Source organism: Rhodococcus sp. T2V, from assembly GCF_029269925.1.
Classification (GTDB): Bacteria; Actinomycetota; Actinomycetes; order Mycobacteriales; family Mycobacteriaceae; genus Rhodococcus_F; species Rhodococcus_F koreensis.
The window spans coordinates 1-13026 of the sequence record NZ_JARJBD010000080.1; the positions used below are offsets into that span (position 1 = coordinate 1).

12 protein-coding genes and 1 pseudogene are annotated in these 13026 nt (G+C 62.7%); 2 read left to right on the plus strand and 11 right to left on the minus strand.

Annotation, left to right across the window (positions count from 1 at the left end; all coding sequences use genetic code 11):
• The first annotated feature begins 119 nt into the window (after positions 1 to 119).
• Positions 120 to 350 carry a cold-shock protein gene (locus tag P3H15_RS40640; protein WP_276142449.1) on the plus strand — a complete coding sequence of 77 codons (231 nt, stop codon included), beginning with the start codon at positions 120 to 122 and terminating at the stop codon, positions 348 to 350.
• A gap of 85 nt (positions 351 to 435) precedes the next feature.
• Here the strand turns inward: P3H15_RS40640 and P3H15_RS40645 are convergent, their stop codons facing one another.
• The 9 genes from P3H15_RS40645 to P3H15_RS40680 all read right to left on the minus strand — a co-directional run bounded on the left by P3H15_RS40645 (position 436) and on the right by P3H15_RS40680 (position 9039).
• Positions 436 to 756: a hypothetical protein gene (locus P3H15_RS40645; protein WP_276142450.1), complete on the minus strand. Its 321-nt coding sequence runs from the start codon at positions 754 to 756 to the stop codon at positions 436 to 438.
• A complete protein-coding gene (locus tag P3H15_RS55890) occupies positions 686 to 1156 on the minus strand; it encodes an SDR family NAD(P)-dependent oxidoreductase (RefSeq protein WP_369426225.1) in 471 nt (156 codons plus the stop codon). Before P3H15_RS55890 ends, P3H15_RS40645 begins: the two co-directional genes overlap by 71 nt.
• A gap of 235 nt (positions 1157 to 1391) precedes the next feature.
• Positions 1392 to 2033 carry an SMP-30/gluconolactonase/LRE family protein gene (locus P3H15_RS40650; RefSeq protein ID WP_276142451.1) on the minus strand — a complete coding sequence of 214 codons (642 nt, stop codon included), beginning with the start codon at positions 2031 to 2033 and terminating at the stop codon, positions 1392 to 1394.
• Positions 2034 to 2269: 236 nt separating this feature from the next.
• Positions 2270 to 2587, minus strand: coding sequence for a Dabb family protein (locus P3H15_RS40655; protein WP_276142452.1), 318 nt, complete (start codon positions 2585 to 2587; stop codon positions 2270 to 2272).
• A gap of 57 nt (positions 2588 to 2644) precedes the next feature.
• Positions 2645 to 4276, minus strand: a complete 1632-nt coding sequence (locus P3H15_RS40660) for an NAD(P)/FAD-dependent oxidoreductase (protein WP_276142453.1) — start codon at positions 4274 to 4276, stop codon at positions 2645 to 2647.
• A gap of 45 nt (positions 4277 to 4321) precedes the next feature.
• Complete coding sequence (locus P3H15_RS40665; protein WP_276142454.1) at positions 4322 to 5938, minus strand: AMP-binding protein; 1617 nt, start codon at positions 5936 to 5938, stop codon at positions 4322 to 4324.
• Positions 5935 to 7011, minus strand: coding sequence for an acyl-CoA dehydrogenase family protein (locus P3H15_RS40670; RefSeq protein WP_276142455.1), 1077 nt, complete (start codon positions 7009 to 7011; stop codon positions 5935 to 5937). The genes P3H15_RS40665 and P3H15_RS40670 overlap by 4 nt, the downstream gene beginning before the upstream one ends.
• On the minus strand, positions 7011 to 8177 hold the full coding sequence (locus P3H15_RS40675; RefSeq protein ID WP_346348831.1) for an acyl-CoA dehydrogenase family protein: 1167 nt from the start codon (positions 8175 to 8177) through the stop codon (positions 7011 to 7013). Before P3H15_RS40675 ends, P3H15_RS40670 begins: the two co-directional genes overlap by 1 nt.
• Before the next feature lie 19 nt (positions 8178 to 8196).
• Complete coding sequence (locus tag P3H15_RS40680; RefSeq protein ID WP_276142457.1) at positions 8197 to 9039, minus strand: enoyl-CoA hydratase-related protein; 843 nt, start codon at positions 9037 to 9039, stop codon at positions 8197 to 8199.
• A gap of 596 nt (positions 9040 to 9635) precedes the next feature.
• Between P3H15_RS40680 and P3H15_RS40685 the strand changes: the two genes are divergently transcribed.
• Entirely contained in the window at positions 9636 to 10886 is a 1251-nt protein-coding gene (locus P3H15_RS40685; RefSeq protein WP_276142458.1) for a TetR/AcrR family transcriptional regulator, read from the plus strand.
• A gap of 172 nt (positions 10887 to 11058) precedes the next feature.
• Here the strand turns inward: P3H15_RS40685 and P3H15_RS40690 are convergent.
• Together P3H15_RS40690 and P3H15_RS40695 are read right to left on the minus strand one after the other, a co-directional pair.
• Positions 11059 to 11990 (minus strand): annotated as a pseudogene (locus P3H15_RS40690) (IS256 family transposase); the annotation flags it as partial.
• 134 nt (positions 11991 to 12124) lie between these two features.
• Complete coding sequence (locus P3H15_RS40695; protein ID WP_276142459.1) at positions 12125 to 13009, minus strand: crotonase/enoyl-CoA hydratase family protein; 885 nt, start codon at positions 13007 to 13009, stop codon at positions 12125 to 12127.
• Positions 13010 to 13026: the final 17 nt, after the last annotated feature.

Consider the following 13026-nt stretch of genomic DNA (forward strand, 5'->3'; position numbering starts at 1 on the left):
CCGTCTATTTGGCCGAAGCTCCCGCACACGGGGGCAAACCGCTGCTGGTATTCGACTGGTAGCAGGCAGACGGTGCCCTTGTCTCGCTGACCTGCTCGAACTTCCGGCATCATCGGGAGATGACTTCACGTGGCGTTGTCCGGTCCTGGAACCGTGAAGACGGGTGGGGCGCCATCGACTGTGCCCAAACCCCAGGGGGCTGCTGGGTGCACTTCAGCGAGCTCGACATCGCTGGCTTCAGAAAGCTCGACCCTGGTCAAGAGATCGACTTCGAGTGGCAGAAGCCGACCGGTCCGGTAGAGGGATTCGCATTCGTGGCTACCCAGGTGAGACGAGTGCAGGCCGGATGATGATCGGCAACTGAGACGGTCGGGACCCGGCCGAGCGTGGGCGCCGGGTAAGGGCGGAGGAGGGCCACGCCGGCAGGGTGTTGGGCTACCGTCCGGCCAGGTCGGCGACGACGGGAGCCAGAGCGCCGGCGACGTCCGCTCCGAGCACGAAGTACGAGAAGCCGATTTCCTCGTGTCGCCGCTGGATCTCCTCGGCAGCGGCCGAGGGATCACTGGGGAGATAGGCCAGCGAGTCAGCGGCACGAACGGCGTCGGTGTCTGTGTCGGGCCCAGCCATGAACGGGGCAACCGCGGCGCCGATCACGGGCACGTGCAACGCCAGTTCGACGTTGCGACTACCTGGTCGTTGACTCGAACTCCGGTCCCCGCGCGAACGCCCTGCGTAGTGATGCTGAGCTGACGTCATGTGGCCCCGCCACGGGCGGCGATTTGGGCCGGCCATCGGAATACAGTCCTAAATTTAAGCACGGTTCTGTGGGAGACCGGGGGTGAGATTCCCCCGGGCCACCCGGCGCATTAACTCGGACGCCTTGGGCAGCCCACTCCACGGCCATTGTCTTGGTCATCGAGTGGACCGCAGCCTTGGCTGACGAGTAGGCGATGCGCCGTGGGTGACCGAACTGGCCGGCGATCGATCCCACGTTCACGATTGCTTCTGGCCGCCCGTCGAGTGAGCGAACCAGCGCTTGTGACCACAGCAAGGTGCCGTGGATGTGAACTGCGTGGAGTCGAGTGAAGTCGGCCAGCGCGATGTCGGCGGTGGCTTCGTTCATGACGGTACCGGCGCAGTTCACCAGACCGACCACCGGTGGGGCCGCCTATTCGATCTGCGCCCGTGCGTCCTTCGCTGATGCCGGATCGGTGACGTCGCAGGCGATGAGATGTACTCGATCAGTGAAGGCCGGGGGCCTCGCCAGCGTCGAGGTCCACCAGGACGACCTGGCGCTTCGGGCAATCCTCAGAAGGGTACGCGCTGTCGCGAGCCCGATTCCGCCGCGGCCTTCTGTGACGATCGTGGTGTTCACGCCTGTGTCCTCACTTTCAGATGGACGCCGGAACTCCGGTGCGCCCGACTTGCGCGACGGCCACATGAGCGGTCGAGCGTCCTTCGTGAAACTCTTCGAGCGTTGTTGTGTTGTAGCAGAGGTAGAGGGTGTCGAGGTTCTCTCCGCCGAATGCGCACGCCACTGCCCATGTGTCGGTGATCTCGACCTTATCGGTGATCTGGCCGCCTTCGACGACCCGATAGAAGCCACTGTCGGCGCCGAGGGTCAACGCGTTCCCGAACCAGAGGCCGCCGTCACTATCCAGGGCGATGCCATCGGGATGAAACGATTCGTCGAGCTGCGCCCATACTCGGTGGTTGGTCAGACCGCCATCTTCCGCCATGTCGAACGCGCTGATGCGGTGCGGGAAGGTTTCCGCGACCAGCAGGGTGCCGTGGGGGGTACGTGCGCAGCCGTTGGGGAAGATCAGATCCCCAGGACCCTGTGGGACGCTGCCGTCGGCGCGGATGTGGACGAGGTGAGTCGGCTTCGGATCCTCTTCACCGAGCGCGAATCCGAAATTGCCGGCATAAGCGTCGCCGGCCGGTGACACATACAGGTCGTTGCCGATCCCTCCGGCCAGTGCGCTGAAGTCGGCATACTGCTCGAGCTTGCCGCCGGTGGTGATGCGATACACCGACCGCTCGTTCTGCGAGACGACAAGGGGGTCCCGTCGGGTAGGAAACCGAGTCCGGACGGTCGTCCGGGCACTTTGGTTATCGGCGTTGCGGTGCCGTCCTCGGCGAAGGTGAGCACCTGTTCGCTGAAGAAGTCGCTGGCCCAGAATTTTCCGTCATGCCAGCGAGGTGCCTCGAGAAACTGATGCCCGGTCGAGAATACTGTGGGTTGGTAGGTAGCCATCGCGTGAACTCCTCAGTCCGTGCGGGTTGAGGTACTGGGTGATTGGCACTCGGCTGTCAGGAATTGGGTCCCGAGCCAGGATTCACACTTGGGCACGATTGTGGACTGGATCAGCTCCTTGTGGAGAGGGTGGTCGAGATACTGCTGGAAGTCGGCTTCGTCCTGGAAATGGGCAACCAGTGCGTAGCTGGCGTTGTTCGGTCGCTTTCCGAGGTCGATACCGTGCCGGACATTGCGCGCGTACGGAGTTTGGACGACGAAAGATTTGAAATCCTTTTGGAATTCGTCGATTTCACTGGTCGAGATGGACGGCTTGAAGGTGAATGTCACGACATGTATGAGCATGTTTACCCTCGGGTTCCGCTCGGGGTGGCTGGTCACGTGAGATCAGACGAGTTCGAACTGCTCCTGATATCCACCGGCAGCAGCCTTCTCGAGGATCTCAAGGTATACCGAAAGACCGCCGGGATACATGAGCATTTCGACGGTTTTGCCGGGCACGTTGGCGCCCATGTACCAAGACTTGGCCAGCGGGAACAGGGTGGCCGAGGTCAGCTCTGCGATATGCGCACCCCAATATTGCTGGGCTTCCGGCTTGGCCTCGATACGGGTGTAGCCGTTGTTCCGCATGTGCTCGACGATCTGGATCAGATGTTCGCCTTCAAGTTCGGCGCATGTCGGACCATTGCAGAATGCGTTCGGGCTCTGGGGTCCGTATACGTACAGGAGATTCGGGAAGCCTACTGTCGCCTTGCCCAGTGCTGTCCGGCTGCCGCCGCGGAACACCTCCTCGAAGGTCTCATTTCTGGTGTCGCGAATATCGATGGCAGTCAAGCCTCCGGTGACCGAGTCGAAGCCGGTGGCCAGCACGATGACATCGACTTCGTGTCGGGTACCGTCCGCGGTGACGATGGCGTCACTGGCGACCTCCCGGATCGGATTGGCAGAGGTATCGACGAGCTCGACATTGTCACGGCACAGGCTCTCGAAGTAGTTCTGCTCCAGGGAGACACGCTTGACGCCCCACGGATGGATCGGCTCGGTCGGTGCAAGCAGTTCCACCAGCTCCGGCCTGGTGATACGTTGACGTGTCTTGTCCCGCCAGAACGCGTACAGGATGTCGTTGTCGTCCTTGTCGAACAGGACATTCAGGAAGCCACCCAGCCAGGGCTGCAGTCCACCGTTGGTCCAGAGTTCCTCGAGTATTTCGTTGCGACGTTCCTCGGTCAGATCCTGGATGTTCTCTTTGAGGAAGTCATAATCGAAACCGGCCCAGGTGTTCTTGCGATTGGCGAATCGCTCCGGGTAGGTCTTCTTCATCTCGGCATTGTCCGCCTCACCAAGCGCCCGCTGATTCATCGGAAGCGCGGTGTTGGGGGTGCGCTGAAACACCGTCAGATGATCTGCGACCTTCGAGGCCTCCTGGATTACCTGGATGCCGCTGGCTCCGGTGCCGATGACGGCGACCCGCTTGCCCGCAAGGTCGTAGCCCTCCTGTGGCCAGCGTGCTGTGTGGAAGCAGTCGCCCCCGAACTTCTCGAGGCCAGGGATGTTGGGGAAGAGGGGCTTGGAGCCGGCACCGAGACACATGATCACGAACCGCGCCTGGGTGGTGAATTCCTCACCGGTGCGCTCGTTGCGGGAGACCAATGTCCACGTATGTGTTTCTTCATCGAATCGGCCTGCCAGGACACGGGTCTCGTAGCGGACGTCTTTGCTCAGGTCGAGCTTCTCGTCGACGTATTCGAAGTAGCGAACCAGCTCGTCACGACCGGGATACATCTCGCTCCAGTTCCAGTCGCGCCAGAGCTCTTCACGCGAGAACTGGTAGACCGGCGCCCAGGTATCGACGCGTGCACCTGGATAGGAATTCCAATGCCAGACGCCGCCGAGTCCGGTGCCGGCTTCGTAGATCTTGACGTTGTAGCCGAGGATGCGCAGCCGGTCGAGCTGGTAGACGCCGGAGAAGCCGCCGCCGATGACGAGGACGTCGAGCTCCTCGAGGAGTGTGGTGTTCACGCGATTTCCTTCCGGAAGGGGTATGAGGGAGATGGGGGAGTGCGATCAGACAGCGTTGTCGGAGGTCAGAACGTCTCGGATTCGGTCACGCAGGACGAACTTTTGGATCTTGCCTGTCGCCGTCCGCGGTAGTTGTTCGACGACTTCGAGCCGTTCGGGTAGCTTCTGGGTAGCCATCCGATGTTCGCGCAGGAACGACGTGAGCTCGTCCAGCGCAGGTGGATGCGCCTGGTCGCTCGGTACCACATAGGCGCAGATGCGTTCGACCATGATCGGGTCGGGCATGCCGATCACCGCGATATCGGCAATACCGGGATATTCGAAGAGCAGGTCTTCGATCTCCTTGGCGGAAATGTTCTCCCCGCCCCGGACGATGATGTCCTTGCGCCGACCGGTGATCTGGATGTACCCGTCCTCGTCGATCACCGCCAGATCACCGGTCCGAAACCAGCCCTCCGAGGCGAAGGCATCCGCATTGAGTCTCGAATCGAGGTATCCGGTGAACAGGTCAGGGCCGCGAACCTGCAGGTCGCCGACCGCGCCCGGGGGGACCGGAGTGTCGTGCTCATCGACAGTCCTCGCTTCTGCGGACCCGATAGGACGCCCGTCTGTGGTGGCGCGCTTGTCCAGCGGATCGCTCGCGTTTCCGCCGGACAGAGTCGGGAATTCGGTCGATCCGTAGATGCGGGTCGCGGTGCAGCCCAGCTGCTCCTCGGCCTGCCGGATCAGTTCGGGGGGTACGTCGGCGCCACCGCAACCAAAAACCCGCAGGGCGATGTCGTACTCGGCGCGAGCCGGGTGGTGTACCAGTCCGTGCAAGAAGGGTGTGGCACCGACGACGAACGTGCAGCGTCGGCGTTGCAGCAACTCCAGGCCGGCGCCGGGGTCCCAGATATCTTGGAACACGACATGGCTGCCGAGCATGAACGGCAACTGTAGTCCGTACAGAATGCCGGTGATGTGACCGACCGGTGAGGGCATGTACACGATGTCCTCGCCGGTCAGATCGAAGAGTTCGATGATGCTCCGGTTCTCGTAATCCAGGCTTTCGTGGGTGTGTAGAGCACCCTTCGGATCGGAGGTGGTTCCGGATGTGTACAGAAGCAATGCGATATCGGTGCTCGCGTGCTCGACGGGATTGTCGAGTGGAGTTGCGCCCGAGAGGAGGTGGTCGAACTCGTTGTCGGAACCGCGAACGGTGATCACATGCTCGAGGTCGGGAAGCGTGGGCGCCAGCTCGTCGAACATCCCGCGGTGATCGAAGGTGCGGAACATGCCGGGCACAAACGCGATACGCGCTCGCGATTGCTTCAGAATGAACTGCACTTCGCGATGTCGATAGATCGGGATGATCGGGGTGGAGACCGCGCCGATCCGCAGCGCACCGTGATGTACGACGATCGCTTCAAGCCAGTTCGGCAACTGCCAGACCACCGAGTCGCCCGGCCGGATCCCACGCTCGAGTAGCACGCCGGCCAAGCGGCGGATCATGGCGTCGAGTTCGGCATAACTGACCTGACGATCGCCATCGACCACAGCCAGCCGATCGGGGTGATGGTGTGCATACTCGGCCAAAGCAGAATCGATCGTGCTGTGGCTCCACTCGCCGCTGGTGAGGTAGCGGTCGCGGCGCGCGGAATCGGTGTGAGTTGCGGTGATCATCGGTCGACTCCGTCGGACAGGCGCCGCGAACCGATGAGTGCGTGGAGTTCGTGCTCGTCCCCATACCAGGTCCGCAGGGCGAGGACGCGACGGTAGTACCAGTGTAGGTCGTATTCGGTGGTGAAGCCGATCCCGCCATGCAACTGCAAGGCGTCCTCGACCACCTGTCGTCCGGCGCCGGCGGCATAGGCCTTGGCCGTCCACGTTGCCATCTCGATGTCGAAATCAACCTCAGCAGAGGCAATATCGGAAACCGTTGCCTCGCAGAGCGCCTCCATCGAGATGGCCGCCTGTGCCATCGACGCCGCAATGTGTTTCACGGCTTGGAAGGATCCGACGGGCTTGCCGAATTGCTGGCGCTGCGCGACGTACTCGACAGTTTTCTCGAGCATACGGCGGGCGATACCACTGATTTCGCAGGCGGTGAGAAGCCGGAACCATGCCCGGATCTGTCGTAGGAGTGTGGCCGCTTCGATTCCGGTGGCGAGGATCTCGGCGTCGGCGACAGTTCGCGGTGCGATCTCCAGGCGCACGTAATGCGATGTGGGATCAGAACTGGTGATCGGCGTGAGCGCCAGCGCCGGGTCACCGCCCGGTAGGAGCAGCAGCGCCGGTCCGTCCGGGCCGTCGACTGCCAGTACCAGCGAGTCGGCCTCGGCGCCGAAGCGTACGAGTTCGATCGTTCCCTGGATCTGCCCCGATTCCATGTGCACGGAACCGATCGAGGATGCCCAGTCGAGGGTGACGGCAGGGTCGGCGAAGGCGACGAGCGAACCTTCGGGAATGTCGAGGTACGCCGGCAGGATCAGTTGCTCGACCAGCGGGCCGGGCACGAGCCGATCGCCGACCAGCGCGATCAGACCGGCGACCGCGGTCAGATCGAATCCTAGACCACCGCGGTTTTCGGGGCGGGTCAGCTCGCACCAGCCGAGGTCGTCGAGTTCGGCCATCAGATCCGGGTCCCAGCCGCCGCCGCTGAGCAGGGCATGACGGTAGTCGGATGTGACACGGCGGTCAAAGAATTCGCGGATCGGGGTGACGAGGTCCACGTCAGGTGCGGTGAGACTCATCATCAGCTCCTGGGTAGGCCGAGCAGCCGCTCGGCAACGATGTTGCGTTGGATCTGTGACGTACCGCCGTAGATCGATGCGGCACGCGAGAAGTAGTGATCGTGAAGCAACTGCGCGGCGTTCAGCCCGAGAGGTTGTGATTCGGTGTCGAGGCGGAACGGTCCGAGAAGATCGGCGAGGGCGCGACCGACCACCTGCTCTGCGTCGTTGAGGACGAGCTTGTCGATCGAGTCGAGCGGATGTGGTCCCTCTTCGTCGATCAGGCGTTGCACAGTTCGGCGGATCTGAGCATCCAACACCCGCAGCGCCACGTGTGACTCTCCGATGGCGGAGCTGATCCGACGATTGGTCGCCGATTCCGGGGCGGTGTCTCGTAGTCCGTCGATCGTCTTCTCGACACCCCAGCCGATCTCCACCTGTCGGCGCATTGCATAGTTGCCACGTTCCTGAGACAGGGTGTCGAGGGCAATTCGCCAGCCGTCGTTGTCCTTGCCGACCAGGTTGCCGACCGGGACTTCGACGTTATCGAAGAAGACCTCGCAGAATTCGGCATCGCCTGTCATCTGGACGAGTGGACGGACGGTGATTCCGGGGGAACTCATGTCGACGATGAGGTAGGAGATGCCGGCGTGCTTGGGTTCGGCGTCGGGGTCGGTGCGGCACAGCAGTGCGCACCAACTGGCCTGATTGCCCCAACTGGTCCAGACCTTCTGTCCGTTGACGACGTACTTGTCCCCGTGGCGAAGAGCGCGGGTCCGCAGTGATGCGAGGTCGGAGCCGGCAGAGGGTTCGGAGAACCCCTGACACCAGATGTCTTCGCCGGCGAGCAGCGGTGGCAGAAAACGGGAGCGCTGCTCGGGCGAACCGTACCGGTGGATCGAGGGCCCGACCACATCGAGGCCGATCAACCCGATCGGGGCGGGTGCATGAGCGCGCGCCAGCTCCTCGGAGAAGACTTGCTGGTGCCGCGCGGTGAGGCCACGTCCGCCGGCTTCACGTGACCATCCCAGCCCCATCCAGCCGGCATCGAATAGTGTGCGCTGCCATCGACGAAGGACGTGGAACCGTTCCTCCAGCTCCAACGGCACGGTGGGGATCTCTGTTTCGGCAAGCCACCTCCGAGCCGCGGGCCGCAGATCGGCGATCTCGGTGATCTGCTCGACCGGCACAGGTGAAACAGCATTCATCTCATGCTCCCGTGTAGGCCGGTGCGCGATGCTCGAAGAATGCTGCCACGGCCTCTTTGGCGTCTGAGTAAGCGGACAACTCCCCGGAAAGACCCTGCTCGAACTCGTAGCCGCCCTTGAGGTCCTGGTATTCGATCGCATTGAGGCTGCGCTTGGCGAACCGCAACGTGACCGGGGAGTGCCGGACCACCTTGGCCGCCACGTCGTAGGCTACGTCGAGTAGCTGATCCGGATCGACGACTTTCAAAACGCCTCCCTGCTGGGCGAGTTCCTCGGCAGACAGCGGTTCGCCGGTGAGGTGCAGGTAGCGGACCAACTGCTGCGGTACCAGGCGTGAGGCATGTTTGGCGCCGCCCATCACACCGACGTTGACCTCGGGAAGCCTGAAGGTGGCGCCCTTGGCTGCCACGACCAGATCACACGACGCTGCCAGGGCCAATCCGGTGCCCACGGCCACTCCGTGGACAGCTGCGATCACCGGCAACGGGCAATCGTAGATCGACCAGAACGCTTCACGGACCGCAAGCATGCGCTCACCGGCGTTTTCCGGCGTCATCGTCTGGAATTCGGTGAGATCGTTGCCGCCACAGAAGTGCTTGCCGGCGCCGGTCAAGACGATCGCCCGAACCTCGGGGAGGTACTCCTCCGTGTGGGTGAAGAACCACTTGATCTCTGCGTACATCTCCCGGGTGACCGCGTTGACCGGCGGGCGGGTAAGCCAGACCGTGCCTACCTTCTGATCGGTCTTCCATTGCAGAAATTGCAGATCCTTCATCGAAGTTCCTTTGTTCGAACGGGCGTAAGCAGACGCTGTGACCGGCCGGGTGCGGATGGTCGCCTCCATGAGGCGGCATGTCCTTGATCCCTAGTGGTTTGCTTCACAAACCTGGTGTGCTTCTACCCACATTAGTAAGCCCCACTCTGTAGATATGTCAATAGCTCGTATCTGAAAATGTAAAACTGCTCAGAGCCAGAGAGTTCAGAGGATGCATGGTTGATATTTTGTTCATTCGGAAGCATATGACCTGTTCAAGCGGCAAATACCAAGCAGGAAGTGCTGCCGATCCGCGCGTGAATCGCGGCAGTGCGAGAGGGCGCCGCTGAGTGCTGAGGCGAACATGTCAGGTGAACGTATCTTTCATCGAATCAAGCAGGTAACATCATGTAAAGGAATTTGTCCATGACTCGTATCGCAAATTGTGCATACTGTTCGGACTGCGGCCGTAGTGGAGACTTCACCTATCGCTCGGGCGCAGTGCGCCTGCGCCGCCCCGCGTGGGAGGAGGCATTGTGTCCGATCGGCCCTCGAACGGCGGCAGTGCGGGATACTGCGGGGGACCGTCCGCCGCCGGTATATCGTCGGAAGGCTGTATTAATGGCTGCGCCGCCAGTCCGGACGTCGTGTGCATCCCATATGGCCTCAAGGAGGAAAGGGGCGTCGTGACCGCACCGCAAACTGTGAAGGCGTCCACTGCCACGCGCCGGCGACCCCGTGACCGGCGTGCGCAGATACTCCACAACGCCAGTGAATTGTTCACGAAATACGGGTTTCACGCCGTGCGGATGGAAGACATCGCTGAGGCAACCGGCGTCACCGCACGGGCGATCTACCGGCACTTCGCCAACAAGCAGGATCTACTGTCGCAGGTGGTCCTCGAAGACCAGGACCGACTGCTCATGGCAGCCCAATCCGCCGAGCGCTCCGAAACCGGCGTCTGCAGTTTAGAGGAGTTATTGACGCGGATGGTCGAGGCATCACTGGAGAGCCTTCGGCTCGGCCCCCTATGGCAGCGAGAAGCACGGCACCTCACCGCCGATGACTTCGAGCGAGTGCGCGAGGGTACTCGCCGCATCGGAGGCGCGGTGCGAAGGGCCATTGAAAAAGCCGATCCCTCCAAGAGCAGATTCGGTGCCGACGTACGCGCGTGGATGGCAGTGAGCATCATCACCAGCCCAGGGCACTACGACCGGTCACTGTCACAGCGTCGCCTGTCCCCACTGCTGGTGTCTGCTGCGTTGGCAGCCATCAATACCCCCGAATGCGCGTCAGCGTCACCCGAGTCCCGCGATGCGCCAGCGGCGGAGGCTCCAGTCGCAAATGAACGACCGGGTACATCACGTCGCGAACAGATCATCGCAGCAGCGGCGCGCGCGTTCCGGGAGCGCGGTTTCGGTGGAGTCAGCCTCGACGAGTTCGGCATCGCAGGCCCTGCCGTCTACAGGTACTTCGACAGCAAGGCCGACATCCTTTCCGCCTTGATCATCCGAGTACAGGAATGGATGGCCCTGGAGAGCTCCAGGGCTATGCATCACAGCGCCTCCGATGAACAGGTCATCGAAGGCCTCGTGAGAGGTTATGTTCGTATCGCAACCGAAGCAACGGATCTGCTCGCGGTTTCAGTTACCGAAGCCCTCAACCTCCCCGCTAGTGCTGCCGAGCGTGATCGGCGAATCCGCCAGGACGACCTCGCCGAATGGGTCAAATGGCTACGAACCTCGCGTTCAGAAGTCACCGAGGCAGACGCACTCGCGCTGGTGAATGCGGTTCGCACAGCACTCAACGATCTTGTCCGTATTCCGCACCTTTCACGACACGCCGAGTTCCCCGACGAGCTTGTTGCGTGCTCGATGAATGCTCTTCTAAATACCCCGATGCCATCGGCACGATCGGGTCGGCGGCGTGATGAATAACCATGGTTGGCTAGAGACCGCCATTCGCAGGAGTCGCAACCGTCGCGTGGAAGCGTGCTTCGCGAACTTGCCATCGAGTGCACCGGTGCCCGAGAGTCTGCTCCATCAAGGCCGCTAAAGGGACTCAGGCCGTTGGCGAGAGGAATCGTCAAATCCTGTGGATCGGGGTGTGTCAGGCGACCTCGGATACCGGCGTGTCCGGTGACGGGTGCGGGGTGATCTCGACGGGCCGTTCGAGGAGCTTGCCCTTGTGGAACAGCGCACCGGCCCAGCGCCACCAGGTGTGGTGCGTTGACGGCCCGCCAGCGGGTCTGGGCGGCCTCGATCAGCTTGTAGGCCATCGCCATCCCGGCCGCCCGCGAACCCGGCCCCTTGGTCACCTTGGTTCTCAATCGCACTGTCGCAAAGGTCGATTCGATGGGATTGGTGGTGCGTCGATGTATCCAGTGCTCGGCCGGATACCGGAAAAACTCAAGCAGCACGTCGGCGTCGTCGGTGATCTTCTTCACCGCCTTCGGGTACTTCGCGCCGTAGTCGATCTCGAATGCCTTGATCGCCACCTGCGCCTTGTCGATGTCCTCGGCGAGGTAGATCTCCTTCATCGCCGCCAATGCACCAGGATGCGCCGACTTCGGTAGCGCAGAAAGAACATTCGGTTGCTTGTGGAACCAGCAGCGCTGTTCCCGCGTTTCCGGGAACACCTCGCGCAGGGCCCGCCAGAACCCCAAGGCACCGTCCCCGACCGCCAGCACCGGGGCCCGCATCCCGCGCCGCCAGCAGTCCCGCAACAGATCCGCCCACGACTCGGTCGATTCCCGGTACCCGTCGGAGAGGGCGACGAGCTCCTTGCGGCCGTCGGCGCGGACCCCGATCATTCCCCCAAGCGCTCCGTGCGGGAGGGACCCCCACCAGGCGGCAGAGTTTCTCCTGCTCGAGCCGCACTTTCAGGTGGATACCATCGACCCAGAGGTAGACGTAATCCGCCTGCGAGAGATCCCGCCGGGCGAAGGCGTTCGCCTCGTCCTGCCACTGAGCGGTGAGGCGGGTGATCGGGCTGGCCGACAGGCCGGCACCGGTGCCGAGGAACTGTTCGAGCGCGGGCCCGGGTGTTGAGCCCGCGCAGCACACTGAGGTGCTTCGCCGTGGCAACAGAGGACATCCGATGTTGCGATGCCCGCGTGCATCCATAACGTTACGACCGCATCATCCACACCGTCCGGCTGGCCAGTGTGGGGTGTTCACGGGACTGGGGTATCGACCCACTCCCGGTAGAACGGCGGCATCTCGGATGCCTTTCCGCGGAAGCGGGGTGGGCGCTTGTCGAGGAAGGCGCGCACGCCGTCGGCCCCGTCGGCGATGCTGGTGTAGAACATGGCCAGGGAATCGACGCGATGAGCTTCTACGGGGTGCGGCGCTGCGGAATTGCGCAGGAGCATCTGGCGCATGAGTGCGACCGATACCGGGGACCGGTCGCGTGTCCATGCGTCCGCCAGGGCCCGTGCTTCACCGAGCAATGTGTCGGGTTCGTGGATGGCCTGTGCCAGCCCGGCGTCGTGGGCGGAGTCGGCATCGAGGATCTCTGCCCGGTACACCAGATCCAGTGCTGCGGGCAGGCCGATGAGCCGGGGCAGGAACCAGGTCGAGCACGCTTCCGGCACGATCCCGAGCTTGCCGAACACCAGCCCGAACCGCGCCCTGTTCGACAACAGACGCGCGTCCATCGCCAACGTCATGGTCGCGCCGATCCCGACGGCCGCACCGTTGATCGCGGCGATCACCGGTTTCCGGCAGGCGTGGATCGCAAGGGTGACACGGCCACCGGTATCGCGGATCCGGCGCAGTCCCGGATCGTCGAGATCGTGCATGTCGGCGAGGGTCGGCGTCTTCGATTCGTCGAGGCCGAACACGTTTCCTTCGCTCGACAGGTCCATGCCGGCGCAGAACGCGCGTCCCTCACCGGTGACGATCACGGCCCGAACCGCATCGTCGTCGTTCACCGACACGAAGGTGTGCTCGAGTTCGTCGGCCATCTCGACGGTGAACGCGTTGAGATGGTCGGGACGATCGAGGACGATGGTGAGGATACCGTCCTCGATCTCGTGGCGGATGGTCGTGTATTTCATGGCTGCTCCTGCCTGCA